Here is a 25,418-nt window from a genome sequence, read left to right as displayed (position 1 = left end):
CTTTTGGATTATTTGCTTCCTTCCAATACGATAACGGAAAAGGGAGGCAATTCTACTTCCAAAACCCCTTTCTTAAAGGTAAAACCCTTATACTCCTTGGGTTCAATTTTATTGGGATTATCAAAAGTATTATGGTCCTGTAATTTATCGGACATCAATATTTCCCCGGTGATTTTCTTAATTCCCAGGGCGTTCAAATCTATGGTTACCGTGTTCTTCTTGTGGGCATCTATGTTTACGATGGATACATGCATTTTTCCTGCATCATCTATGGAAGCCGATGCATTGATTGCGGGTAGACTTTCTCCCTCATAGGTATAGTCTGGAGATTCAAAGGAAAGTGGAATCAATTTGGCATCCTGATGCACCTTGTACATGTTCATCACATGATATGTAGGAGTCAGAATCATTTTCTCCTTATCGGTCAAAATTACGGCTTGTAACACATTTACGGTCTGAGCTAGATTGGCCATTTTTACCCGATCTGCATGATTATTGAAAATATTGAGGTTCATCCCGGCGATCATAGCATCCCGCATCGTGTTCTGCTGATACAGGAATCCTGGGTTCGTACCTTCGGCAACCTCGTACCATCCGCCCCATTCGTCCACGATAAGATCTACCTTCTTTTCCTTATCATATTTGTCCATTATTGTGGTGTGGTTCACGATCAATTCTTCCATCAGCCAAGATTCCTTCATGGTCTTGAAATATAGGTCCTCCGTGAAATCCACATCAGAACCCTTGGCACTCCAATCAATAACGGAATAGTGGTGCAGGGCAACTCCTTGTAGCATGTTCTTGGGTATATTCTTCATAAGTACTTCCGTCCAGTTATAATCGTCATTGCTGGCACCCGAAGCAATTTTGTAAAGTCCTCCCTCAACATCGGCATCGGACATGAATGTGACATATTTATTATAGATATCCGCATAATATTCCGGACTCATATTTCCACCGCAACCCCAGGCTTCATTACCAATTCCCCAATATTTGACGGTCCATGGCTCATCCCTACCATTCTCCCTTCGTAAATCGGACATGGGGCTTTTGCCTTTAAAGTTTGTGTACTGTACCCAATCCGCCAATTCCTGGACCGTTCCACTGCCCACGTTTCCGGAGAGATAAGGCTCTGTTTCGAGCACCTTGCAAAGATTCAAAAAGTTATGGGTTCCAAAACTATTGTCCTCAGTAACTCCTCCCCACCAAGTATTTACGATAGTTGGTCTATTCTCCTGCGGTCCTATACCGTCCTTCCAATGATAGGTATCGGCAAAGCAACCACCGGGCCAACGTAAGTTGGGTATCTGCAGTTCTTTGAGTGCATCGATAATATCGTTTCTTACTCCTTCCGTATTGGGTATCATACTGTTATCGCCAACATAGAATCCTTCGTAAATACATCTTCCCAAGTGTTCGGCAAAATGTCCGTAAATATGCTTGCTTATGGTTGGGGCGTCTTCAATATTTCCAATTTGTATGGTACTTTTTGAAGATTGGGCCAATGATATACCTAAACTAGAAAAAAGCATTAGGGCAGTTAAACTATAGTTCTTAAGTGTTTTCATATCCTATTTTTATTTGTTTTTCGTTTACTCCTGTATTTTAATTGTTACACCTTAAAGCAACTGGACCAACTTTACATTCATAATTTCGATCCTTTCAGCTTCAATAAAATCCGCTATCCCTCCTAAAAAGCATTTGGGACACTGTACATATGGATTCCCTTTTTTACCGACCCAGCCCTCCATCAGCATTCGTAATTGCATCAGAGTATACCCTTCGTATCGATTTATAAAAGTGTATTTTTAACACGTGTAAATAAACAGCAGATATTTCAATTTTCCAAGTTGATTTAAGCAATAAACGCAATTAGAAGTCGAATTTTTTATTAATATGGATTTTACAACAGAAAATTTATATGAAAATAGTCTGATTTTAACTAAATTCCGCTCTTAAATTTACCAACAATCCCACAGCATTGCATACTACCGACCAAAAAGAAATTCTATCACTTGCATATTACGATCATGAAGACAAAGTCTTACTTGCCGTGGACTGCATCATTTTTGGATTTGACCAAGAAGAACTAAAAATACTCTTGGTAAAAAGAGGTTTTGAACCCGAAAAGGGAAAATGGTCCCTTATAGGCGGGTTTCTAAAAAAAGAGGAAGATTTGGACATTGCAGCCATTAGGGTTCTGCACCATTTAACGGGCCTGCATGACATATATATGGAGCAATTGTATACATACAGCAAAGTAGATAGAGATCCTGCCTACCGAACCTTATCTGTTGCCTACTATGCCTTAATTGACATTGGAAAACATGATAAAGAACTTATTAAAAAAAATTCTGCCCAATGGTTTTCCTTGAAAGATGCCCCAAATCTAATATTCGACCACAACGCTATGGTAGAAAGGGCCATGGCCAGATTGCGAAGAAGGGCCTTGAGCAAGCCTATAGGTTTTGAACTCCTACCAGAGAAATTTACCATGCGCCAACTTCAAAAACTCTATGAGGCGATCATGGGAAAAAAATTGGACAAACGAAATTTCATAAGCAAATTCAACTCCTTCGATATACTTATCAAGTTGGACGAGAAGGATATGAGTTCCTCAAAAAAAGGGGCCTTTCTATACAAATTCAATGAAGAAAAATACAATCGCAAAGTGGAAGAAGGCTTTAGTTTCAAGATTTGAACTTGACCCTAAAACACATATTTTAGTTAAATTCATCATAAATACAACAATCTAATTGTATCATAATTACTTACTATTGCCAAAGAATTGCTTAATTTGATTATTATGCTAACTTTGAAAAAAAACGTACATGGATTTACTTGAAAAAGCTCAGGAATTTGAAAACAGAAAAATGAGCAATATGTCCACCAGCGACAGGGTGGAGGCGTCCAGGGAGGCTAAGACCTTAATATTAAGTATCAACGAAGTTTATAAGGAAACCAAAGATCCCAATCTTATGGAGGTCATGAAAAGGTTGACAGAGAAAAAGAAGAAAATAGAGAAACGTTTAAACGGTGTCCCACTTGTTTAAACATTTCTTTGACATTTCATATTAAAACCCCAATAATTGGGGTTTTTTATTGACTTAATTTGTAGATAATCAACGAATTATCCAATAATAAGATACTTTAATCAAAAATCTTATTTTTAATGGAATCTTATATTCTTCTTTGCATGCCAATTTAATAAACCGATGAAAAATAATCACCTGCCTTTTAAAAAGGGTTCCAACAGATTTAATAATACAGTGGATCTAACAATCAAATATCTTTTACCAATTTTAATGATTGTCTGCTTTCTTATGGGTATTGTCATTCTATTTAAAAAGGTACTATAGCATAACCAAGAAAAAATTCCTAGGCAAGCTACACTATTTCTGCACTGAGTCCGGCATTTAGAAGTCCAGAACATTGTGGTTCCAAATCACAATATTCCCCGGTCTTGACGGTACATTTTCCTTTATAATGAACAATTAGTGAACACTGTTCGGCTTGTTCCGGAGTATGGTCACATACCGCAATCAGCGTTTCAATTACATGGTCAAACGTGTTTACATCATCGTTGAATAGAACGATTTCATTTTGCTTGACCGTCTCTTCCTCTAAAAGGAGCTCTTCGGAAATTTTTTCTTTAGTGCCCATTGTATTCGATTTAACTACAGTCTAAAATACATATTTTGCTGCAACCCAATTGTTCTTTTCCAGTTTTTTTTCAAACCGAAGACCAACTTCCAAGCACTTTTTGGTAATCAACGGCAAATCCTCCAGATAAAATCCACTTACCAAAAGTACACCATCCTCTATCAAACTGTCGGCATATTTTGGGATATCTTCCAAGAGAATATTTCTATTGATATTCGCTATGATGACATCATAGGAACGTTCACCCAAAAGCCCTGCATCCCCTTCCAATACATCAATATTTTCGATTCCATTGCGCTCCACGTTTTCAAGGGAATTCAAGTAGCACCAATTATCTATATCAATGGCATCCAACTGTTTCGCCCCGCGTTTGGATGCCAAGATTGCCAATACGCCTGTACCACATCCCATATCCAAAACAGTCTTGTTCTTTAGGTCCAACTGTAGAATGTGCTGCAACATCATGTGGGTGGTTTCATGATGACCGGTTCCAAAACTCATTTTAGGTTCAATGATAATGTCGTAATCCACACTTAGAGGTTCATGGAAAGGGGCTCTTACCATGCACCTGTCATCTACCATTATAGGTTGGAAATTCCGCTCCCAAGTGGCATTCCAATTTTCCTGGGCGATTTCCTTGAATGTATAGGAAATATCAAAACCCTGATTTTCCAAAATATACAATCCATCCAGCATATTTACATGCCAATCATCCTTTTGGATATATGCCAGGATACCGGTTTCCTCCTCCACAAAACTTTCAAAACCTACTTCCCCCAATTCGGCAATGAGTATATCGGAAGCGGGCTGCAAAGGTTCCACCAAGAATTTATATTCCATATATATCATTGTGTTCATATCCTAGCATTTAAAAAGGGTATCCTAGATACCCCTTTACTTATTAAATTATTTTGAAGTATTTCTAAATGACCTTTATGATGGCCACAAAATCATCTGAAACTAAGGAAGCACCACCTATAAGGCCACCGTCCACATCAGGTTTTGAAAAAATTTCCTCAGCATTGCCCGGCTTTACACTACCACCATACAATATGGAAACATTGTTTGCAACGGAACTGTCAAAGGCTTCGGCGATTACTTTTCTAATGAAGGCATGCATTTCCTGTGCTTGTTCCGGAGATGCAGTTTCCCCTGTTCCAATGGCCCAAACGGGCTCGTAGGCCAAAATGATTTTACTCCAGTCGGTTTTATCCAAAGAGAAAAGTGCATTTTTCAGTTGGCTTTCCACGACTTTAAAATGATTGCCGGACTTTCGGTCTTGCAATTCCTCACCAAAACAAAACATGACCCTAATGCCTTTTTGCAAAGCCGTTTTCACCTTTTTGGCCAATATCTCATCGGTTTCACCAAAGTAGGCCCTTCTTTCAGAATGCCCTATGATACAGGTGTCCACACCAATGTTCAGAAGCATGTCCGCTGAAATCTCACCTGTGTAGGCACCGCTTTCGGCAAAATGCATGTTCTGTGCAATCACTTCTATTCGAGAAGTTTCAAGGTTATGTACGGCAGCCGCAAGGTTTACAAAAGTAGGCGCCACCATGACCTCTGCTGTTGTATCCGGAAGTTTAGCGGCCAATTCCACCAATAATGCTTCAGTTTCTTCCAAGTTCTTGTTCATTTTCCAATTTCCGGCTACTATCTTACTTCTCATTGCTTTATAGTTTATTCTTGTTTAAATTATTTCTTCTCCGATTATCATTCAAATGTAAGGACATCCAAATCGTTGTAATGAACTTTTTGTGTTATGGTACCCTTTTCCAAGACCAATATCCCCGGATTTGACCTAACAATGGTTTTCAAAGTCGTTTGATCTGTAAAGTAGAATTCAAACCCAAGATCATATTTTTCGACCAAAACCTCTGTTTGTTCCGGACCGGAGGCCGACATACCTATAACCTTATAACCCTTTTCCTTGGCGGTCTCCGTTACTTTTTTAACATCTGAAAAGACTTCTAGATTTGCCTTTCTTAAGTCATAGGCAATGACCATGACCAACTTGGTCTCCTGCAACAAACTACCTGCAAAATCCTCCCCTTCCTGTTCAATGGTAAAATCATGTACCGGAGGCTCATACCCTTTTTGAATTTCCTCCGTTTCCACACCTATAAACTCTCCTTCCACCGTAGGATAATCGCCATTGGTGACAATGACCTGTTCTTCCCCATCTACCTTAAATTTCCAAGCGTATTCGTATATGGGTTTGGGCGCATTTTCCGGAATACTCATACCTTCCTCTATATTTTTTCCTATTTCATAGGGCCTAAAATCGATTACTGGTAAATGATTTAACACATAATAGGCATACACAATACTGGCCACAAGGGAAAAAACAACCAATATTTTATTGATGAATGGCCTAAATAGTGGCGTGATGTACTCTTTACCATAAAATAATAGGAGTATCAATACCAGTAGTAGGACATCCTTGGAAAAGGACTCCCATGGCGTCAACTTGATGGCGTCACCAAAACAACCACAATCCGTAACCTTGTTGAAGTATGCCGAATAGAAAGTCAAAAATGTAAAGAATACAATCATCAACAAAAGGCTCCATAAGGTAAATTTTCGCTGTATGCCAAGTATGAGCAGTACTCCCAAAAGCACTTCAAAAATGACCACTATCAATGAAATGGTAAGTGCATGGGGCTCAAAAACCGGCATGTTAAGAACACTTGGGCTAAAATATTCCTCTAGTTTAAAGGAAAAACCAACGGGGTCGTTCAGTTTGATGAATCCACTTATAATAAAAAGTACCCCTACGAATATGCGAACAAAGCCAATTAAATACTTCATAACCCTACCTATTTTCAGTCAAACCTAAATGAATTAATGCGAAAACCGCATAGTTGATCATATCTTGATAATTGGCATCGATACCTTCGCTTACCAACGTTTTTCCTTTGTTGTTCTCTATGGACTTCACCCTTAGCAATTTCTGAAGTATTAAATCCGTAAGGGAACTCACGCGCATATCGCGCCAAGCTTCTCCGTAATCGTGATTTTTATTGAGCATTAGTTCCTTGGTGGACTCCGTATGCTTCTTGTAGAGGGCCAAAGCCTTTTCAGGGTCTAGGTCCGGCTGCTCCGCCACGCCCAACTCAAGCTGGATCAAGGCCATTACAGCGTAATTGATGATACCAATAAATTCAGGAATTTCGCCCTCATCCACTTTGCGCACGGCATTTTCCTGTAGTCCACGTATGCGCTGGGCCTTAATAAAAATTTGGTCCGTGAGGGACGGTAAACGTAGTATTCGCCAAGCACATCCATAATCAAGCATTTTTTTTTCGTACAGATTTTGACAAACCTTGATTACATCATTATACTGTGCTTCCGTTTTTTGCATGCGCTTGTTGTAATTTGTGTAAATTTCGCTTAAAAATTTTTAACCATCAAGACTGTTTGTTTAAACTTAAACTTGTACTTAATGAGGAACCAAAGTTATGACGATAAACTGTAAAGGAAAACTCATGGATTTTACCGTTCCCAAGGTAATGGGCATTCTAAACCTTACTCCAGACTCTTTCTACGATGGCGGGAAGTACAAAAATGAAAAGGACATTTTGGAACAGGTAGATAAAATAACCGCATTGGGAGCCACTTTTATCGACCTTGGTGCGCAAAGCACCAGGCCTGGGGCCCATGAGGTTAACACCGATGAGGAGCTCAATCGATTGCTACCCGTTCTCGAACTTGTCCTGCGGAATTTTCCCGAAACATTGATATCCATAGATACTTTTAAAGCAGTGGTTGCCAAGGAAGCCCTTGACCGAGGTGCTGCCATGATCAATGACATTTCAGCCGGACTTTTGGACGAGGCCATGTTGGATATAATTGCAGAATACCACGTTCCTTACATCATGATGCACATGCGAGGAAACCCCAAAACCATGCAGCAACAGACAATATACGACGATTTGCTACAGGATATGATCCATTATTTTTCGGAGCGATTGTCCGTGGCCCGCTCAAAAGGAATTATGGATGTCATAATTGACCCTGGTTTCGGCTTTTCCAAAACCTTGGAACAGAACTATAAACTTTTGAACCATCTGGATTTGCTACATGTTACCGATAGACCCCTATTGGCAGGCGTTAGCCGAAAATCAATGATATACAAATTGTTGGGTACGGATGCGCATAATGCGTTGAACGGAACGACGGCCTTAAATATGTTGGCCCTACAAAAAGGGGCTTCCATATTGCGGGTGCACGACGTTGGGGAAGCCATGGAGTGCGTCAAGATTTACGAGCAATTGAACGCTTAATATTTGGATGTTCTTGTTCATCTATTTTTGTTAATTTTACAGAAACGGCACTTGTTGGATTTTTTAAATTTTATCGATTTTAAGATTACGGATATCCTGGATATCGTATTGGTCGCCGTACTCCTCTATTACATCTATAAATTGGTGCGCGGCTCTGCGGCCATCAATATTTTCATTGGTATCGTTATCGTTTGGGCTTTCTGGAAACTTACGGAGCTTTTGGGAATGCAGATGATCAGCAGCATTGTAGGAGCCTTTATGCAGGTGGGGCTTATTGCATTGATCATTGTATTTCAACAGGAAATACGAAAGTTCCTTCTGATGATAGGTTCCACCAATTTTGCCAATAAGCGCAACTTTATCAGGCATTTCAAATTTTTAAAACAGGAAGGCGATTCCACAAGCATCGATGTTGAGGCCATCGTGAAGGCCTGTGAAAAGATGTCAGCCTCAAGAACCGGCGCCATTTTGGTCATAGAAAGGGGAAATTCACTGGATTTTATCAAAAGTACTGGGGACCGCATGAACATTGAGGTTACCCAGCCTATTATAGAAAGTATATTCTACAAGAACAGTCCGCTACATGATGGAGCTGCCGTTATCGTGGACAATTATATTGTGGCTACCAGGGTAATCCTACCTGTTACCAATGAACGTAGCATTCCATTACGATATGGCCTAAGGCATAGGGCGGCCATTGGCATAACCGAAAAAACGGATGCCCTCTGCTTGGTAGTAAGTGAAGAAACGGGACAAATATCCTATATAAAAAATGGAGAATTCATTTTGTTCGAATCCAATGCCCAATTGATAACCCTTTTAAAGAAAGATTTGGTGTAATGCAATGCAAGAATTGTGATAATACCTTGAGAACGGACTATAGTTATTGTCCAGATTGCGGAGCCAAAGTGATACGGAATAGGCTTACAGTCAAGAATCTTTGGTATGATATCATTGAAAGATATTTTAATCTTGACAATACTTTTCTTAGGACATTTATCAATCTTTTTTCTAAACCCGAAGCAGTAATTGTAGGATATATTGAAGGAATACGTAAAAAGTATCTAAACCCCATTAGTTACTTGGGAATCGCCATTACACTATCAGGTCTTCTTGTATTTTTTATGCGAAAAAACAGTGGGCAGTTCGATATGGATGTTTTAGGAACGGGACAGTAACAAGCTTGGCAAGGAACATTCTGGGACGCAATTCTCGACTACCAAGCCATTTTATTCGTTTTATATATACCGATGATGGCCATTGCCGGATGGCTGAATTTCCAGGGAAAAAAATATAACTTCTCCGAGAGGATAGTCATATTCACGTATACACTAGCACAATATTCCTTGGGTATTTTCATACCATCCCTCATAATTTTGGCCTTAATACCTAGCTTCTACATGAAATTTAGTTTCATAGCAATTCTCTTCATGTATTTATATTCTGCCTTTGTTATCAAAAGGATTGCACACGAAAAAGGAATCGAGTTGTGGTCGAAAGTCTTAATATTTTGGATGATATTTACCATCTTTTATTTCAGTCTTTCCATTATCATCCCAATAATTCTTTTTTTAACGGGAACTATTCAGCCAGAAGATTTTAGGCCCGTAACTTCAATTTGACAACTACACAACTTCCTCTGCCAAGAACTGGGCTTCGTAGAGATTTCTATAATAGCCTCCTTTTTTCAACAAGTCTTTATGAGTGCCTATCTCCACGATATTGCCTCCGTCCATAACAATGATCTTATCCGCCTTTTTTATGGTAGCCAATCGATGCGCGATGACAATGGAGGTTCTACCCTGGGTAATTTTTTCAGTGGCCTGTTGTATCAACCGTTCAGAATAGGTGTCTATGGAAGAAGTGGCCTCGTCCAACACCAATATACTTGGTTTGCTAACGTAGGCCCTTAGGAAGGCTATGAGCTGACGTTGTCCACTGGACAGCATGCTACCGCGTTCTTTTACATTATATTCGTATCCGTTGGGCAGACTTGCGATGAATTCATCCACCCCAATGGCCTTGGCCGCGTCTTCAATGTCTTGCACGGATATTTGAGGGTTCTTAAGGGAAATATTGTTGGCAATGGTATCTGCAAATAAAAAAACATCCTGTAAAACGATTGCAATATGAGATCTTAAAGAGGACAACGTATAGTCTTTTATATCAATACCATCGACCAAAATGGTACCCGAACTAATTTCGTAAAACCTGTTCAACAAATTGATAATGGTCGATTTGCCCGCTCCCGTGGCCCCAACAATGGCAATGGTCTCACCAGCATTTACCTCAAAGGAGATGCCGTGCAATACTTCCTCATCCTCCAGATACCCAAAGCGGACATCATTAAATTGGATCGTGCCCTTTACCTCAGCCTTTTCAACCTTTCCATTGTCCTCAATGGAACTATCGGTGTCCAAAATCTTGAATACCCGGTTGGCGGCCACCATACCCATTTGTAGAGTATTAAACTTGTCAGCTATCTGCCTAAGGGGCCTGAACAGCATATCTATCAGCATAATGAACGCAAAAACGGTACCTGCAACATCATTGGTGATATTGGCCACGTTCTGTAGTGCTCCATACCAGACTACCAAGCCAACCGCGATAGAAGAAACAATCTCAGCAATTGGAAAAAATATGGAGTTATACCAGACCGTCTTTAGCCAAGCATTTTGATGTTTTTCATTGATGTCCCTAAATTTCTTGTTCTCAATGGCCTCCCTAGTGAACAATTGAACGATTTTCATGCCCGTAATTCGCTCCTGTACAAAGGAATTTAAGTTGGAAACCTCTGCCCTAACCTCCGTAAATGCCACTTTCATGGCCTTCTGAAAAAGTCGGGTAGCATACAGAATCAAGGGAAGCAGGAAAAATACCAATAAGGCCAACTTCCAGTTGATGTATACCATGACACCCGCTGCTACGACCATTTTCAGCAAATCGGCCACAATTACAAAAAAGCCCTGACTGAAAATTTCCCCTATCCTTTGCATATCCGCCACGGCCCTAGTAACCAAAACCCCCAAAGAAGAGTTATCAAAATATTTCATTTTGAAGCCTAACATTTTTTGGAACAGATTGATTCGTATGTCCCTGATTACGGATTCACCCAACCAATTGGCGTAATAATTGAAAAGAAGTTGGAAAATAACCTGACCCAATAAAACAACCAGCATTCCCATTGTGAGGTTAAACAGTTTATCCGCATCACTGCCCTTAATGGCATCATCAATGATTTGCTTTAATAATATAGGGGTAAGAACGGCAAATACAGATAAAAGAATAGCCGAAAGTGCTACGCCGAAAAAGGTAATGTGGTATGGCCTCGTATACCTCATCAAGCGTTTAAAAAGATGTGTATCAAAGGCGTTACCGGTATTATCGCTCATTCTTAAAAATAGTATTGGGATAACTAATCGATTTCAAATATAGTCCTTTTGCCGGTACCGAAACACCGGCCTCTGACCGATCTCTACTTTTTAAGACAGCCTTAACATGGCTTGGCGGATATTTCCCCAACCCAACATCCAAAAGGGTTCCAACGATGGCCCTAACCATGTTTCGGAGGAAACGATCGGCCGTAATTTTAAAAATCAGTTTTCCTTCATCTGATATCCAAATGGCGTTTCGAACTTCACATAAATATGTTTTTACATCCGACTTTGACTTGGAGAAACATTCAAAATCCTGCCTACCCAACAAAAATCCCGCTGCATGGTTCATCAAATCAATATCCAAAGGGAGCTTTACCAAATGGGCCATGTCCTTAAAAAAGGGGTTCTTCTCCCTACAGACCCAGTATTCATATGATCTTTCAATGGCATCGAACCGTGCATGGGCATCATTTTTAACGGGGAAAATATTTTGAACCGCAATATCATCCGGTAGAAAGGCATTGATCCTGTAAACGAGATTTTTGATGTCCCCAATTTGTTCACAGTCAAAATGACCGAACATTTCCGTGGCGTGAACGCCCGCATCCGTTCTTCCGGCTCCCACTATTTCAATATTATTCCTCAGGAGTTTTGATACTACTCCTTCCAAAACTTCTTGTACGGTAATGGCGTTAGGCTGGTTTTGCCATCCGTGGTACATCTTTCCAAAGTAGGAGAACTGAATAAAATATCTCAAAGGGATGCATTAGTTTTGTGGGCAACAAAGATATTAAAACCAAAAATTAACGGAATAGGCTTTTTATTGACAAATTACGCAAATGACCAAAATCCTGTTGCTTTCCGATACACATTCCCATCTGGATATAACTATCTTAAAATATGCCTCAATGGCGGATGAAATTTGGCATGCAGGTGATATAGGCTCGCTTGAGGTATCAGATTCGCTATCGTCCATAAAACCGCTAAGGGCCGTATTTGGCAACATTGATGACCATCAAATCCAAAAAGAATTCCCCTTGAACAATAGGTTTATGTGCGAAGACGTAGATGTTTGGATTACCCATATTGGTGGCTATCCCCCAAAATACAATGTCAACACCCGGGAAGAAATCAAAAAAAATCCCCCCAAACTTTTTATTTGCGGGCACTCCCATATCCTCAAAGTGATGTGGGATAAGAATCTAGGAGTGCTGCACATGAATCCCGGCGCTTGCGGTAAACATGGTTTTCATCAAATTAGGACCATGCTTAGGTTCTGTATAGATGGAAAGGAAATCAAGGATTTAGAAGTTATAGAGCTTGGAAAAAGATAAAAACCCGGGAACTACCCCGGGTTTTCGCACTAATACTACTAAGATGTTAGGTTCAACGCAAACGATCCACAGATTTTACAAGATCTTCATCCTTTTTGATCGCCCTATTGGCAAGGGCTAAAAAAACGATAGAAAATACAGGAATCAGCATCCCAATACCCTTCTCAGAAACCGTAGTTTCTCCGGATAGATTTAGGGACCGATAAACGAAAAGTCCTAGTAAAAAAAGATTTAATATCATGTTCAACCGGTTCAACACAAACTGGTTCTTTCTTTTCTTGTACAAAAATATAGCCCACAAGGCAAGTGCACCATTTATATAAAAGAGAACGGATACCAAAATTTCATTGTTGGCATACACTTCCTGTCCTTTTGCGTCTGACCATAAGTTTACAAAGAATGGCAAAACACCCGATAAAAGTGCCACAACGATTAAATAAACGGTCTGAATTCTCTGAATCATCCTACTTGGTGTCCTTAAAAGCACAAAAATAAAGGTCTTTTTAAGAATTATCCATCAAATATTGAAAATAATTTGTAATATTGTAACGTTAATGATTTTAACACTTACCAAGGGAAACCTTTCCCCTCTTTATCCTATTTAACTTAAGAGCTATAGCACTTCTTATCCTTATCAAAATACATACAACTTATTTATATACTTAATGTTTGAGATTTCAGATTTAAAATCAAAAAAGCTTCCTGAACTACAGGAAATAGCCAAAGAACTAAACGTTCCTAAATTTAAGACCTTAAAAAAATTGGACTTGGTCTATCAAATTTTAGACCTACAGGCAGCAAATCCAAAAGTTGCCGCTTCAGTTGCACCCACGGAAACCGACAAACCAAAATCCAAAAAACCCAGAATTTCCAGAAATAAGGCAGAAAATAAGGAGGAAAATAAACCTGCCGTAAAAGCACCGGAAAAAACGGCTGCCGAGAGCATCGATTCACCAAAATCCAATTCCAACGAACAGAGGGTTCCAAAAACCCGTCCAAAAAGTAACGACAACGACACAAAACGGGAACACCAAAAAAATCCCGCACAGAATAAAAACCAAAACAATCGAAAACAACCTAATACTCGCGGCAACAATCATGACAAGAGTAATTTTGACAAGGATTTAAAGAACCGGTACAAGGAACCTGAATATGAATTCGACAGTATTATTACAAGCGAAGGAGTATTGGACATCATGCAGGATGGTTATGGTTTTCTAAGATCCTCCGATTATAATTATCTATCCTCACCTGACGATATCTATGTATCCCAATCCCAAATTAGATTATTTGGTTTAAAACCTGGGGATACTGTTTTAGGAAATGTAAGGCCACCAAAAGAAGGGGAAAAATATTTCCCTTTGATTAAAGTAAACAAAATTAACGGCATTGACCCACAAGTAGTGCGTGATAGAGTTTCCTTTGAGCATTTGACCCCATTGTTCCCTAAGGAAAAATTCAATCTTGCAGAAAAGCAGAGTACCATTTCCACTAGGATCATTGACCTATTCTCGCCCATTGGAAAAGGACAAAGGGGAATGATCGTGTCACAACCTAAAACGGGTAAAACGATGCTCTTGAAGGATATTGCTAACGGTATTGCGGCAAACCACCCAGAAGTATATCAAATCATCCTTCTTATCGACGAACGTCCAGAAGAGGTTACTGACATGCAACGCAATGTGCGCGGAGAGGTTGTGGCCTCTACTTTTGACAAGGAGGCATCAGAACATGTAAGGGTAGCCAACATAGTTCTCGAAAAAGCAAAAAGATTGGTGGAATGTGGTCATGACGTAGTGATTCTTTTAGATTCCATTACCAGATTGGCAAGGGCTTACAATACCGTGCAACCTGCCTCCGGAAAGGTGCTGAGCGGTGGTGTTGACGCCAATGCCCTACACAAACCAAAAAGATTCTTTGGGGCCGCCAGAAATATCGAAAATGGCGGGTCACTTTCCATCATTGCCACCGCACTTACGGAAACAGGTTCTAAAATGGACGAGGTTATCTTCGAAGAATTCAAGGGAACAGGTAACATGGAACTTCAATTGGATCGTAAGATTGCCAATAGAAGAATATTCCCTGCAATTGATCTAACCTCTTCCAGTACGAGACGTGATGATCTTTTATTGGACGAAAACACCCTACAACGTATGTGGATAATGCGTAAATACTTGGCGGATATGAATCCGGTCGAAGCGATGGAATTCATTGAGCAACGATTCAAGCAAACCAAGAACAACGAAGAGTTTTTAATGACCATGAACCAATAGTCAAAACTAAATTCATTAGAACTCCAATGGCCACCCATTGGAGTTTTTTTATGCCCTTGATCCAAATAAAATCCTATCTTTAACGGAGTTCCTCAAAACAACAACCTAAAAGAACTTATCGCATGAAAACCATTAGTAGTAGATTTTTACTTTTTATGGCGTTGGCGACTTTATTCACAGCCTGCCAAGAAAACCCTAAAAAAGAAAGTCAGGAAATGGAAGCCCAAGAAATCACCTATGAGGCTCCCAAACAAATAATATCCCTGGTAGAAGCTGATTCCCTCTATGTAAATTATAAAAAAAGAAGAGCAAGGATCATTGAGCAGATGGAAACGGAATCCCATCCTGATGGAAAACCATTTGTACCCACCCAATTTGTTTCTTTTGATATTAATGTGCTTAAAGAGTATATCGGTTATGTAGAACAAGAAGCGAAAAAAGGAGGGACTACGGCCGATAGTCTTCGTATCTATTTTGGAAATTACGGAAATACCAGTAAAAAATATCCAAAAAAAAATACAGTATTCTTATTACCTACCGCAACAGTAAATAAAGATTATGGAGGAATATTTATTGATAGCGAAGGAAAGGCCAAGTTAATCCGAGATTGGGTAAACGAACAACTAGATGAAGGCCTTAAAGGAAATCAAAGGTCTGAGGCCTCAATTCTACCTAGTTTTTCATCCACTTCCTCTTTACAGGGAGGCAAAAGTTTGACACTCAATTTTGGTCAAGGTGGACCTCCACCTAAAACGGATTTCTAAAAATCGTGCCTCATGACTTCGTGGACTTTTATCAAAGAAAACTATTTCATGATTGGATATGTAATTACCTTGTTTGTGTCATTGGCCACCTATAGAAAGTATTATGATACTGCCTTGAAATACTTTCCTATTATAATTGCATATACCTTATTCAATGAAATTTTAGGTTATTTAGTAAGAAATTATAATGAAATATCTTTTTTTCAAAACCTTAAATACAGCAATTTTAATGACATAATATATAATATTTATGCGGTAATATTCTTCGGGTTTTTTTTTCGAGTCTATTGGGGACTTATTGATAATCCCAAATACAGAAAGTGGATTATGAAGGTGGCCATAGTAACAATATTGGCTTATTTATTAAGCTTGTTATTCCAAAACCCACTAGACACCAATTTATACTATGCCATTGCAATAGGGTCTTGGTCGTTAATTTTTTGCATTATTTTATATTTTAGAAATAAAATGGATTTAAACCAAAAAATCTACCAACCCTATAATCTTATGTTTTGGGTTAGTTTGGCACTACTGAGCTTTTATATCATATTTCCATTTCTCTACATTATTGGTTATATAGCTTACGATATATGGGTTGAGTATGAACTTAGAGCAGTACTAAGATTACTTATTGCCATAATGTATGGTATTTTAATATTTGGATTCATAAAGGCGAGGAGAAAAGCTTTCAGTTAGAATTCCAATCAATCCATGTCCCTCAAAATTCTATAAAACAAAAAAGCCTCCTAAAGGAGGCTTTTTCCAATATTTTCAAATATGCTTACAAAGCAGCTACGTGTTTAGCCAATTTGCTTTTTAAGTTAGAAGCCTTATTGCTATGGATAATATTACGTTTTGCCAAACGATCAATCATACTTACTACGCTTGGCAACAAAGCCTCTGCATCCTTCTTGTTCTCCTCCGTACGCAATTTTTTAATTGCATTACGGGTGGTTTTATGCTGATACCTATTACGTAAACGTACCGCTTCGTTCCTTCTGATTCTCTTTAATGCCGACTTATGGTTTGCCATCTTTTAACTAATTATATTTTTATTGGACTGTAACATCCATTTAATTCTAGTAGCCCGTAGGGGAATCGAACCCCTGTTACCAGGATGAAAACCTGGCGTCCTAACCCCTAGACGAACGGGCCATTAAGCTTATTCGGAACAAAGGTTCCCATATTTTCAGTAGCCCGTAGGGGAATCGAACCCCTGTTACCAGGATGAAAACCTGGCGTCCTAACCCCTAGACGAACGGGCCATTACTTTACGTAATTGCGGATGCAAAAATACAATTATTTTTTACTATCGCAACTCCCGTATATTATTTTTTAAAATCTTTTAATAGGCCTTGGCGAACAACACTCTCTTTATAGATGGTTTTCCTGTCAAAATACAACTACCAACCTCATCCTTAGCATCTAATGGTATACAACGAATTGTTGCTTTGGTTTCCTCCTTTATGCGATCTTCCGTTTCGGGTGTTCCATCCCAATGAGCGGATATAAACCCTCCTTTGGTCTCCAATACTTCCTTGAATTCCTCGTACGTTTCTACCTGGGTAATGTGGTTTTCCCTATACTCAAATGCCTTCTTGTATATTGACTTTTGAATGTCGTCCAATAAGAACTCTATTTTATCTACAATTTCATTGACGGGAACCGTACTTTTTTCAAGCGTATCCCTTCTGGCAACCTCATAGGTGCCATTCGCCAAATCACGCTGCCCTATGGCCAATCGAACAGGTACACCTTTCAATTCATATTCGTTGAATTTAAAACCAGGTTTTTGAGTATCGCGATCATCATACTTTACGGAGATACCCTTTGATCTTAATTCCTTGACCAAAGGCCTTACTTTTTCGGAGATTTCATCCAATTGTTCCAATCCTTTGTAAATAGGAACGATTACTACTTGGATAGGAGCAAGTTTTGGTGGTAACACAAGGCCATTATCATCGGAATGTGTCATGATAAGAGCGCCAACTAATCTTGTGGAGACGCCCCAAGAGGTGGCCCAAACATATTCCTTTCCTCCCTCTTTACTTGCAAATTTCACATCGAATGCCTTTGCGAAATTTTGCCCAAGAAAATGTGACGTCCCTGCCTGCAATGCCTTTCCATCCTGCATCAATGCCTCTATACAATAGGTTTCCAAGGCTCCTGCGAATCGTTCACTGGGTGTTTTAACACCTTTTATAACGGGAACCGCCATATAATCCTCTGCAAATTCGGCGTATATGTTCATCATTTGGACAGCCTCTTCAATTGCCTCTCGTTCCGTGGCATGTGCCGTATGTCCCTCCTGCCAAAGAAATTCCGCCGTTCTAAGAAAAAGTCGGGTACGCATTTCCCATCGGACAACGTTGGCCCACTGGTTTATTAACAAGGGTAGATCCCTATAGGATTGGATCCATTTTCTATATGTATCCCAGATAATGGTTTCAGAGGTGGGCCTAACGATCAATTCCTCTTCCAATTTAGCATCTGGATCCACGATAATACCACTTCCATCCTCCGCATTCTTCAACCTATAGTGTGTTACAACGGCACATTCCTTGGCAAAGCCCTCCACATGGCTTGCTTCCTTGCTCAAATATGATTTAGGAATAAAAAGCGGAAAATAAGCATTTTCATGCCCCGTATCCTTGAACATTTTATCAAGACCGGCCTGCATTTTTTCCCAGATGGCATAACCATACGGTTTTATGACCATGCACCCTCTTACACCGGAATTTTCGGCCAAATCAGCCTTAACTACCAATTCATTATACCATTTGGAATAGTCCTCGCTTCTAGAAGTCAAATTTTTACCCATTGTTCGGAGTTTGGCACAAAACTTGTGCTTATTAAAGAAAATAATGCGGTAAAACTAGTTATTTTTACTATGTTCAACAATATAATTTTAGAACGATGATATATTCCACATCCCACACCAAATATTTATATGGCCTAACGGTAGCTTCACTGGCACTGCTAGTGGTTTCCTGTGGTTCATACCAACAAGCTTCGTATTACGACAACGACGGAATCTATGCCGATGATGCACCTAGAACCGTGGAGCGTAGACCGGACAGGCAGTACAATCCTACAACACGTGTAGAAGAGTCAGATACCTTTACGGACTATTTTGGACAAAAAGCAGATCAATATGACCAGATATTAGATAGTGAAATATTCACGGACGTGGATTCCTATTCCAGTAACGACCTTAACGATAGCATCCCGCAAGATCAATTGACCGATTATTACGATAGCCCAAACGACTACCAAGGATTTGGTGGCTGGGGCGATAACGGCCAAAACGTTGTTATAAATGTTTATGACAATGGCTGGAACAATTTGGGCTGGGGTGGCTTCGGTTGGGGCTGGAACGATCCTTGGCTGTGGAACAATTGGGGCTGGGGAGGCGGCTTCGGTTGGGGCTGGAACAATTGGGGCTGGAACAGATGGAACCGTTGGGGCTGGGGCTGGAACAATCCTTGGGGTTGGAACAACTGGGGCTGGGGAGGCTACGGTTGGGGCTGGAACAACTGGGGTTGGAATGGATGGAACCGTTGGGGCTGGGCCGGCAATTGGGGCTGGGGAGGTTACTATGGCAATGGTTTCAATAGAAATTTCCGTAGAGACTATGCTTTCTCCAACAACCGCACAAGACGTGGTTACTACAACACCGTCAATAATGGCTCAACTGCCTTACGCGGTAGGTCAAACGTAAATACAAGGAGTACCTCACCTAGGTACAGGACTTCTGATTCAAGGGCCGTATCCGCTAGGAGTTCCTCTAATACAAGGAGTAGCTCCCTAAGCAGAAGAACCGTTAGCGTAGACCAAAACAGGGCCTATAGAACCAATAGGAGCACACGGGCCACACCACGATATTATAGCAATTCCCGAAGCAATGGCTACTCTAATGGAACCGCAAGATCATCATCCACCTATAATAGAAGTGGTATGACAGGCAGAACCAGTAGAGCCGTTACTCCAAGAACGTCTACCTATAGAGGGTCTAGCTCTGGCAGAAGTAGTTCTTCTTATGGGGGCTCCAGAAGTATGGGTACCAGCAGAGGCTACAATTCCGGTGGAAGTTATAGCTCAGGAAGGAGCAGTTCCGGAGGCAATTATAGTTCTGGAAGAAGCAGCTCCGGCGGTAGTTACAGAAGTTCCGGTGGCGGAGGTTCTTCAAGATCTTCTGGTGGAGGTAGGTCTTCTGGAGGAGGTAGGTCTTCAGGCGGTCGCAGTAACTAATAACTATTATTTTTAAAAAATTGCAAGAATGAAAAGAATATTCACTTTCATAACACTATCCCTTTGTCTAGTGGGAAGTGCACAGAATATAACTGACGTACTCCGCTACGGACAGGAAGAACTTCCTGGCACAGCAAGATTCCAAGCCATGGGTGGCGCCTTTGGGGCACTGGGCGGAGACATGTCTGCCATTAATATAAACCCTGCGGGTTCGGCAGTTTTCAACAATAGCTTAATGACCCTCTCCGGCACCCACTTTAGGAGGGAAAACGACGCTAATTATTTTGGTACTTCCGCGAATTCAAATCGAAATGAAATTGATTTGAACCAAATAGGTGGAGCCTTTGTCTTTAATAACACGGATGAAAATTCCGACTGGAAAAAGTTTTCCTTGGCCTTTAATTACGATATGGCACAAAGTTATGAAAATGAGGTATTTATTACAGGAAATAGTAATCAAGGTATCGATAATTACTTTTTAAATTTTGCCCAAGGCGTTCCTTTTGGCTCTATTTTGATTCAAGAGGATGAGTTTATTGAAGATGCCTATCTTGATATTGGCGCATCACAGGGATTTAGGGACCAACAGGCATTTCTTGGTTATTATGGGGGGGTGTTAGATCCGGAAAGCCAAGATGACGCTACCACTAATTACATAAGTAATACAGGCTACTCATCCGTCAACCAAGAGTTTTTAAAAACGACAACGGGATACAACAGCAAGTTTACGGTGAATGCCGCCAGTCAATTTAGGGATAATCTATACCTAGGGGCTTCCTTAAATTTTCACAATGTCATATATGACCAATTAACCCAGTTTACTGAAAACGGTTATAACTCGGATTCTCCGATACAGAATACATCATTTGATAACTTATTAAGTACGGAAGGTAATGGATTTTCCTTTAGTTTAGGAGCAATTGCCAAATTGAACGAGCTTGTTCGTTTGGGCGCCAGTTATCAATCCCCAACCTGGTACAGACTTACAGATGATTTCTCACAAAGAATAAATTCCGATTTGGCCGATGAGGACATCAACTTTATAGATTTTAATATCGTAAACCTATTCGATACCTATACCATAAAGACTCCTGCAAAATTAAACGGAAGCTTGGCCTTGGTCTTTGGCAAAAACGGATTGTTAAGTTTGGATTACGGATATCAGGATTTTTCGCAATCCGAGTTAAGACCTACCAATGACAGTAATTTTCAAACCATTAACAACCAAATTACAAATGAGTTGGGCAGTGTATCCACTTTAAGATTGGGGGGCGAATATCGTGTGGGAATGGTGAGCCTTCGCGGAGGTTACAGATTTGAACAAAGCCCTTATGTCAATGGTGTTACTATGGACGACCTAAATGGTTATTCCGCGGGAATCGGGTTCAATTTTGGCGGCAGCCGCTTGGATTTGGCCCTTAGTAGAACTACTAGGGATGTGAACGAAAGACTGTTTGACACAGGCTTGGATACCCCAGCAATAATAACAAGGACAAACACCAATGCTACATTGAGCTATACCCTGAATTTTTAATCAGTATACATATATTATTGAATAAGGACCGAACGAATCGGTCCTTTTTTATCTCTTTAGGGTAAAATGCGATTGTCTTGTTTTTGCCACCAATACCCCTGCATTATCCTCTTCGTATTCAAACCGAAACCAATAATCCGTCGATGGCATGGGTCTGCCATTGTAAGTGCCGTCCCAACCCTCTACGGCGCCCAACTGTTTTAAAAGCTTTCCGTATCTGTCAAAAATATATACAATAGGATTTGAAAGCGTCTCGATTCCCTTTACGTTCCATTCGTCATTAACGGCGTCCCCATTAGGCGTAAAAAATTTGGGATAGCCAACGACCAAAAATTCAACGGGTTCCGTTGTGCCACAACCATTTTTATCGTTAATTACCACGGTATTGATTCCTGGTGGAATATCCAGGAAAACGGGATCATCTTGAAAAGCCCCTCCATTGATGGCATACTCGTAATCACCATCCCCATCTACAAATATCTCCACGTTGTTGGCGTCAGGGTCAACGGACAAATTTGTTTCTAAAACCTCTACCCTATCAAGAATTGGAATGCCGTAGAAGGTTATCAGAATACCCCCTAAATCTGCTACAGTTGGTGGAGTTCCAGATGCGGTAGTTATCGAAGCGAAATATCGCCCGGAATTTGGACTGGTAACTACCAATTCGGCCCCAAAAGGACCTGAGCCGGCCAAGATACCATCAACCGTACCATCGTCGTCGTAATCTACCGTCCATTCGACATTTGCAATATCGGAACCTGCCGGAGAATTCAAGGCACTCAACACGATATCCGGATCACCTTCACAAGCTATAATATCCAAACCTAAAAATTCGTCCCTTAGGGTACAATCCAAGGCCGTATTTTGATTTTCATTTACAGAATTCCCCGTAAAGGTTAGCATGAAAGGCTCTGGGTCCCCGTCAAAGTTGGTATTGAAATTATTGATAAGAATATAATAGATTTCCCCAGGCTGTACATCCAACCATTCATCATAGGTATTTTGGCTTCCCACCAAAAAGGCTGCTCCTTCCTGACCGTTCTCTGGATTCACACCAATACCGGTAAAATTGGTATTGTTTACCTCATAATTACATCGAATGGGCTCTGAAGTACCATCACCAATGATGGAGCAAAAATTCTGACCGCCCAATTCGTCATACGGACCAAAGACCGCAAAATCCCATTCTGCGGTAGGGGTTGAATTCCCGCCAGAAGGCAATGCTTCAATATCAAAACCTACCTGACCCCCGGTACCCGCCCTGAATACGAACCAAGAGGTATTGTTTTCTATATTCGCAGAGCTTACACTGCCCTTTTCCAAACAACCGGTTTGCCGGATGACCTCCGGATCAAAATCATCTATATCGCCGCCACCATCGGCCAAGCCCATAATAGGAGCATCGGCACAAACAGGAATGGCTGTTCTACAGTCAGGGGAGTTCTGCGCGTTGACATCCCAATAAATCAGGAGCAATAAACAGGTTACAAACAGAAGTGTTCGCATATTTCAATGGGGCTAGTACTATACTTTAACGTATATAATAACTGGCTTATATAAGGTTTAGTATTTTTCAACGATTTATTTGGGCACTTAATCGATGAACGGACAATTAAGCCCTTCTTAAAAGGGGGCAAAACCAACAGAACCAAATCCTTAAACTTAACATCGATTTATAGTACCAATGAACCACCACATGGTATAAAGTGCCATAGAATGTATATCTTTGCCCCTTGTTAAAGTTTGTCTTAAATGAAAACAGAGGGAACATTGGAGGAACAGTTTGAACAATTGGGAGATGACCACATTTCTTCATCTGAAGAAACCCCTTTACGAAAGGATGCCTTCATACTAAGTGATGAAGAAAAAATAGAAAGAATCAAGGGAAGTGTTCGGGAAATACTGCTCACTTTGGGAATGGATCTTGAGGACGACAGCCTTAAGGGCACGCCAAACAGGGTAGCCAAAATGTTCGTAAAGGAAATTTTTGGAGGTCTCCATCCTGATAGAAAGCCCAATTCCTCCACATTTGACAACAAATACAAATATGGGGAAATGTTGGTGGAAAAAAACATCACCCTATACTCCACCTGCGAACACCATTTATTGCCAATCGTTGGTAGGGCACACGTTGCTTATATTTCCAATGGCTCCGTGGTAGGCCTATCTAAAATGAACCGTATCGTAGATTACTATGCCAAAAGGCCTCAGGTACAGGAAAGACTCAATATTCAAATAGTAAGGGAATTGCAAAAGGTACTTGGAACCGAAGATGTGGCATGCGTCATCGATGCAAAACATCTTTGCGTAAATTCCAGGGGTATCCGCGATATTGAAAGTAGTACCGTGACTGCGGAATATGGTGGTAAATTCAAGGAAGAAGCTGTTCGCAACGAGTTTTTGGAGTATATAAACATGGATACGCAATTTTAATCCCCTCCCAATAAAATGCAATTGTACCAAGAGCAAACTTTAAGGGTCCACAATTCACTTACAGGAAAAAAAGAAACCTTTGTTCCCATAAACGAGGGCCATATAGGCATGTACGTCTGCGGTCCAACGGTATATAGTAACGTACATCTTGGAAACTGTAGGACCTTCATGTCTTTCGATATGATCTTCAGGTACTTCCGTCATTTAGGATACAAGGTGAGGTATGTGCGAAATATTACGGATGCAGGCCATCTAGTCGATGATGCAGAGGATGGCGAGGACAAAATTGCAAAGAAGGCACGGTTGGAACAATTGGAGCCTATGGAAGTCGTTCAACGATATACCGTGGACTTTCACAATATTTTGGAGAAATTCAATTTTCTTCCACCCAGTATAGAACCTACGGCAACGGGGCATATCATTGAACAAATTGAAATCATCAAGGACATCCTGGAGAAAGGCTATGCCTATGAGGTGAACGGCTCCGTTTATTTTGATGTCGTAAAGTTCAACGAGACCAACGAATATGGTAAATTAAGCGGAAGAAAATTGGAGGACATGATTGCCAATACCCGCGAACTCACAGCCCAAGACGATAAAAAAAGCCCACAGGATTTTGCCCTTTGGAAAAAAGCGGAGCCAGAACATATCATGCGATGGCCCTCACCTTGGGGCGATGGTTTTCCCGGTTGGCATTTGGAATGTACGGCGATGAGCACCAAGTATCTTGGGGAAACCTTTGATATCCATGGAGGCGGAATGGATCTAAAGTTCCCGCACCACGAATGCGAAATAGCGCAAGCCGAAGCTAGCAATGGGCAATCGCCCGTAAAATACTGGATGCACGCCAACATGCTGACCTTAAATGGCAAAAAAATGGCCAAATCCACCGGAAACAGTATTCTTCCAGGGGAAATATTCTCTGGCGAAAACAACATTCTTAGCAAACCCTTTTCCCCTCCCATGATTCGATTTTTCATGATGCAGGCCCATTATGCAAGTATTTTGGATATAAGCAACGATGCCCTATTGGCTTCGGAAAAAGGGTTCAACAAATTAATGGACTCGATAAAGTCCATAAAATCCTTACCCACGGGAAACAAGTCGGATTTTAATGTTAAGGAATGGAGACAGACGTGTTATGACGCCATGAACGATGACTTTAACACACCGATACTTATTGCCAAACTATTTGATGCCGTCAAGCACATAAACCTCATCAAAGAAGGCTCGGAGACACTTATTCAGGACGATAAGGAAATGCTTCTAGAGACCATGCAAAATTTCGTTTTTGACATATTGGGATTGGAGGACAAACAAAGTTCCAGTGCGGACTCGGAAAAATTGAGCGGGGTGGTTGAGTTGTTGATTCAACTTAGAAAAGAGGCAAGGGAAAACAAGGATTTTGCCACGTCCGACAAAATAAGAGATCAATTGGCAGCCTTGGGCATTCAGCTCAAAGACGGCAAAGAGGGAACTACCTATAGTTTATAAACGCAC

At 40.6% G+C, this 25,418-nt stretch carries 24 protein-coding genes and 2 tRNA genes; 12 read left to right on the top strand and 14 right to left on the bottom strand.

The genetic code is table 11. The features are described from left to right. Positions 1-8: 8 nt before the first annotated feature. Positions 9-1,568, bottom strand: a complete 1,560-nt coding sequence (locus tag BFP75_RS11600; protein WP_099545550.1) for an alpha-N-arabinofuranosidase — start codon at positions 1,566-1,568, stop codon at positions 9-11. A gap of 413 nt (positions 1,569-1,981) precedes the next feature. On the opposite strand from BFP75_RS11600, the gene BFP75_RS11595 reads away from it, so the two are divergent. Together BFP75_RS11595 and BFP75_RS11590 are read left to right on the top strand one after the other, a co-directional pair. Next, positions 1,982-2,701: an NUDIX hydrolase gene (locus BFP75_RS11595; protein ID WP_099545549.1), complete on the top strand. Its 720-nt coding sequence runs from the start codon at positions 1,982-1,984 to the stop codon at positions 2,699-2,701. A gap of 130 nt (positions 2,702-2,831) precedes the next feature. Beyond that, positions 2,832-3,053 carry a hypothetical protein gene (locus tag BFP75_RS11590; RefSeq protein WP_099545548.1) on the top strand — a complete coding sequence of 74 codons (222 nt, stop codon included), beginning with the start codon at positions 2,832-2,834 and terminating at the stop codon, positions 3,051-3,053. Between the two features lie 334 nt (positions 3,054-3,387). On the opposite strand, the gene BFP75_RS11585 is transcribed toward BFP75_RS11590, so the two are convergent. The 5 genes from BFP75_RS11585 to BFP75_RS11565 form a co-directional block, all read right to left on the bottom strand. Continuing rightward, positions 3,388-3,663 (bottom strand): ATP-dependent Clp protease adaptor ClpS, encoded by a 276-nt coding sequence (locus BFP75_RS11585; protein ID WP_099545547.1) that lies wholly within the window; start codon positions 3,661-3,663, stop codon positions 3,388-3,390. 21 nt (positions 3,664-3,684) lie between these two features. Next, positions 3,685-4,521: a 50S ribosomal protein L11 methyltransferase gene (gene prmA, locus BFP75_RS11580; protein WP_099545546.1), complete on the bottom strand. Its 837-nt coding sequence runs from the start codon at positions 4,519-4,521 to the stop codon at positions 3,685-3,687. A 64-nt stretch (positions 4,522-4,585) separates the two neighbouring features. Further along, complete coding sequence (gene tpiA / locus BFP75_RS11575; RefSeq protein ID WP_099545545.1) at positions 4,586-5,335, bottom strand: triose-phosphate isomerase; 750 nt, start codon at positions 5,333-5,335, stop codon at positions 4,586-4,588. Positions 5,336-5,379: 44 nt separating this feature from the next. Next, positions 5,380-6,477 (bottom strand): BT_3928 family protein, encoded by a 1,098-nt coding sequence (locus tag BFP75_RS11570; protein WP_099545544.1) that lies wholly within the window; start codon positions 6,475-6,477, stop codon positions 5,380-5,382. Positions 6,478-6,481: 4 nt separating this feature from the next. Then, positions 6,482-7,030 carry a DUF1599 domain-containing protein gene (locus tag BFP75_RS11565; protein WP_099545543.1) on the bottom strand — a complete coding sequence of 183 codons (549 nt, stop codon included), beginning with the start codon at positions 7,028-7,030 and terminating at the stop codon, positions 6,482-6,484. Positions 7,031-7,127: 97 nt separating this feature from the next. Here BFP75_RS11565 and folP point away from each other — a divergent pair, with 97 nt between their 5' ends. From folP to BFP75_RS11550, 3 genes are read left to right on the top strand one after another with little or no spacing between them, the layout of a single operon-like run. Continuing rightward, a complete protein-coding gene (folP, locus tag BFP75_RS11560; protein WP_099545542.1) occupies positions 7,128-7,952 on the top strand; it encodes a dihydropteroate synthase in 825 nt (274 codons plus the stop codon). A gap of 54 nt (positions 7,953-8,006) precedes the next feature. Beyond that, positions 8,007-8,792 (top strand): diadenylate cyclase CdaA, encoded by a 786-nt coding sequence (gene cdaA / locus BFP75_RS11555; RefSeq protein WP_099545613.1) that lies wholly within the window; start codon positions 8,007-8,009, stop codon positions 8,790-8,792. After that, positions 8,792-9,130, top strand: coding sequence for a DUF3667 domain-containing protein (locus BFP75_RS11550; RefSeq protein ID WP_099545541.1), 339 nt, complete (start codon positions 8,792-8,794; stop codon positions 9,128-9,130). Before cdaA ends, BFP75_RS11550 begins: the two co-directional genes overlap by 1 nt. A gap of 447 nt (positions 9,131-9,577) precedes the next feature. Here BFP75_RS11550 and BFP75_RS11540 read toward each other — a convergent pair whose 3' ends face one another. Together BFP75_RS11540 and truA are read right to left on the bottom strand one after the other, a co-directional pair. After that, positions 9,578-11,344 carry an ABC transporter ATP-binding protein gene (locus tag BFP75_RS11540; protein ID WP_099545539.1) on the bottom strand — a complete coding sequence of 589 codons (1,767 nt, stop codon included), beginning with the start codon at positions 11,342-11,344 and terminating at the stop codon, positions 9,578-9,580. Further along, on the bottom strand, positions 11,334-12,086 hold the full coding sequence (gene truA, locus BFP75_RS11535) for a tRNA pseudouridine(38-40) synthase TruA (RefSeq protein ID WP_099545538.1): 753 nt from the start codon (positions 12,084-12,086) through the stop codon (positions 11,334-11,336). The genes BFP75_RS11540 and truA overlap by 11 nt, the downstream gene beginning before the upstream one ends. Before the next feature lie 82 nt (positions 12,087-12,168). On the opposite strand from truA, the gene BFP75_RS11530 reads away from it, so the two are divergent. Beyond that, positions 12,169-12,663 (top strand): metallophosphoesterase family protein, encoded by a 495-nt coding sequence (locus BFP75_RS11530; protein WP_099545537.1) that lies wholly within the window; start codon positions 12,169-12,171, stop codon positions 12,661-12,663. A gap of 52 nt (positions 12,664-12,715) precedes the next feature. Here the strand turns inward: BFP75_RS11530 and BFP75_RS11525 are convergent, their stop codons facing one another. Next, positions 12,716-13,126, bottom strand: coding sequence for a DUF4293 domain-containing protein (locus BFP75_RS11525; protein ID WP_099545536.1), 411 nt, complete (start codon positions 13,124-13,126; stop codon positions 12,716-12,718). Positions 13,127-13,328: 202 nt separating this feature from the next. Between BFP75_RS11525 and rho the strand changes: the two genes are divergently transcribed. Next, the gene (rho, locus tag BFP75_RS11520; RefSeq protein ID WP_099545535.1) at positions 13,329-14,936 is read left to right on the top strand and encodes a transcription termination factor Rho; all 1,608 of its coding nucleotides are present in this window, start codon (positions 13,329-13,331) and stop codon (positions 14,934-14,936) included. 122 nt (positions 14,937-15,058) lie between these two features. Then, positions 15,059-15,700, top strand: a complete 642-nt coding sequence (locus BFP75_RS11515; protein WP_123803426.1) for a hypothetical protein — start codon at positions 15,059-15,061, stop codon at positions 15,698-15,700. Between the two features lie 781 nt (positions 15,701-16,481). On the opposite strand, the gene rpsT is transcribed toward BFP75_RS11515, so the two are convergent. From rpsT to proS, 4 genes are all read right to left on the bottom strand, one after another. Beyond that, positions 16,482-16,733, bottom strand: a complete 252-nt coding sequence (rpsT, locus tag BFP75_RS11505; RefSeq protein WP_099545532.1) for a 30S ribosomal protein S20 — start codon at positions 16,731-16,733, stop codon at positions 16,482-16,484. 50 nt (positions 16,734-16,783) lie between these two features. Then, positions 16,784-16,855, bottom strand: a tRNA-Glu gene (locus BFP75_RS11500). Positions 16,856-16,893: 38 nt separating this feature from the next. Beyond that, positions 16,894-16,965: transfer RNA gene (locus BFP75_RS11495), tRNA-Glu, on the bottom strand. A gap of 80 nt (positions 16,966-17,045) precedes the next feature. Beyond that, positions 17,046-18,521 carry a proline--tRNA ligase gene (gene proS, locus BFP75_RS11490; RefSeq protein WP_099545531.1) on the bottom strand — a complete coding sequence of 492 codons (1,476 nt, stop codon included), beginning with the start codon at positions 18,519-18,521 and terminating at the stop codon, positions 17,046-17,048. Between the two features lie 95 nt (positions 18,522-18,616). Here proS and BFP75_RS11485 point away from each other — a divergent pair, with 95 nt between their 5' ends. Together BFP75_RS11485 and BFP75_RS11480 are read left to right on the top strand one after the other, a co-directional pair. Then, a complete protein-coding gene (locus tag BFP75_RS11485; protein WP_099545530.1) occupies positions 18,617-19,951 on the top strand; it encodes a hypothetical protein in 1,335 nt (444 codons plus the stop codon). A 28-nt stretch (positions 19,952-19,979) separates the two neighbouring features. After that, positions 19,980-21,485 carry an OmpP1/FadL family transporter gene (locus tag BFP75_RS11480; protein WP_099545529.1) on the top strand — a complete coding sequence of 502 codons (1,506 nt, stop codon included), beginning with the start codon at positions 19,980-19,982 and terminating at the stop codon, positions 21,483-21,485. A 48-nt stretch (positions 21,486-21,533) separates the two neighbouring features. Here the strand turns inward: BFP75_RS11480 and BFP75_RS11475 are convergent, their stop codons facing one another. Beyond that, entirely contained in the window at positions 21,534-22,991 is a 1,458-nt protein-coding gene (locus BFP75_RS11475) for a T9SS type B sorting domain-containing protein (protein WP_099545528.1), read from the bottom strand. Positions 22,992-23,237: 246 nt separating this feature from the next. On the opposite strand from BFP75_RS11475, the gene folE reads away from it, so the two are divergent. Continuing rightward, the gene (gene folE, locus BFP75_RS11470) at positions 23,238-23,918 is read left to right on the top strand and encodes a GTP cyclohydrolase I FolE (RefSeq protein WP_099545527.1); all 681 of its coding nucleotides are present in this window, start codon (positions 23,238-23,240) and stop codon (positions 23,916-23,918) included. A 15-nt stretch (positions 23,919-23,933) separates the two neighbouring features. Next, positions 23,934-25,412 carry a cysteine--tRNA ligase gene (gene cysS, locus BFP75_RS11465; RefSeq protein WP_099545526.1) on the top strand — a complete coding sequence of 493 codons (1,479 nt, stop codon included), beginning with the start codon at positions 23,934-23,936 and terminating at the stop codon, positions 25,410-25,412. Positions 25,413-25,418: the final 6 nt, after the last annotated feature.

It is taken from the genome of Maribacter sp. 4G9, assembly GCF_002742265.1.
GTDB lineage: Bacteria > Bacteroidota > Bacteroidia > Flavobacteriales > Flavobacteriaceae > Maribacter.
The sequence above is the reverse complement of the archived record's forward strand: the minus strand, read 5'-3'. Positions and strand labels throughout refer to the sequence as shown.

Excerpts from the sequence above, each read along its gene's own strand:
- cysS (WP_099545526.1), top strand. The coding sequence starts at position 23,934 with ATGCAATTGTACCAAGAGCAAACTTTAAGGGTCCACAATTCACTTACA.
- BFP75_RS11480 (WP_099545529.1), top strand. The coding sequence starts at position 19,980 with ATGAAAAGAATATTCACTTTCATAACACTATCCCTTTGTCTAGTGGGA.
- proS (WP_099545531.1), bottom strand. The coding sequence starts at position 18,521 with ATGGGTAAAAATTTGACTTCTAGAAGCGAGGACTATTCCAAATGGTAT.
- BFP75_RS11530 (WP_099545537.1), top strand. The coding sequence starts at position 12,169 with ATGACCAAAATCCTGTTGCTTTCCGATACACATTCCCATCTGGATATA.
- rpsT (WP_099545532.1), bottom strand. The coding sequence starts at position 16,733 with ATGGCAAACCATAAGTCGGCATTAAAGAGAATCAGAAGGAACGAAGCG.
- BFP75_RS11540 (WP_099545539.1), bottom strand. The coding sequence starts at position 11,344 with ATGAGCGATAATACCGGTAACGCCTTTGATACACATCTTTTTAAACGC.
- BFP75_RS11475 (WP_099545528.1), bottom strand. The coding sequence starts at position 22,991 with ATGCGAACACTTCTGTTTGTAACCTGTTTATTGCTCCTGATTTATTGG.
- BFP75_RS11590 (WP_099545548.1), top strand. The coding sequence starts at position 2,832 with ATGGATTTACTTGAAAAAGCTCAGGAATTTGAAAACAGAAAAATGAGC.
- folP (WP_099545542.1), top strand. The coding sequence starts at position 7,128 with ATGACGATAAACTGTAAAGGAAAACTCATGGATTTTACCGTTCCCAAG.
- BFP75_RS11525 (WP_099545536.1), bottom strand. The coding sequence starts at position 13,126 with ATGATTCAGAGAATTCAGACCGTTTATTTAATCGTTGTGGCACTTTTA.
- BFP75_RS11570 (WP_099545544.1), bottom strand. The coding sequence starts at position 6,477 with ATGAAGTATTTAATTGGCTTTGTTCGCATATTCGTAGGGGTACTTTTT.
- prmA (WP_099545546.1), bottom strand. The coding sequence starts at position 4,521 with ATGAACACAATGATATATATGGAATATAAATTCTTGGTGGAACCTTTG.
- BFP75_RS11550 (WP_099545541.1), top strand. The coding sequence starts at position 8,792 with ATGCAATGCAAGAATTGTGATAATACCTTGAGAACGGACTATAGTTAT.
- BFP75_RS11565 (WP_099545543.1), bottom strand. The coding sequence starts at position 7,030 with ATGCAAAAAACGGAAGCACAGTATAATGATGTAATCAAGGTTTGTCAA.
- BFP75_RS11585 (WP_099545547.1), bottom strand. The coding sequence starts at position 3,663 with ATGGGCACTAAAGAAAAAATTTCCGAAGAGCTCCTTTTAGAGGAAGAG.
- rho (WP_099545535.1), top strand. The coding sequence starts at position 13,329 with ATGTTTGAGATTTCAGATTTAAAATCAAAAAAGCTTCCTGAACTACAG.
- BFP75_RS11485 (WP_099545530.1), top strand. The coding sequence starts at position 18,617 with ATGATATATTCCACATCCCACACCAAATATTTATATGGCCTAACGGTA.
- BFP75_RS11600 (WP_099545550.1), bottom strand. The coding sequence starts at position 1,568 with ATGAAAACACTTAAGAACTATAGTTTAACTGCCCTAATGCTTTTTTCT.
- folE (WP_099545527.1), top strand. The coding sequence starts at position 23,238 with ATGAAAACAGAGGGAACATTGGAGGAACAGTTTGAACAATTGGGAGAT.
- BFP75_RS11515 (WP_123803426.1), top strand. The coding sequence starts at position 15,059 with ATGAAAACCATTAGTAGTAGATTTTTACTTTTTATGGCGTTGGCGACT.
- tpiA (WP_099545545.1), bottom strand. The coding sequence starts at position 5,335 with ATGAGAAGTAAGATAGTAGCCGGAAATTGGAAAATGAACAAGAACTTG.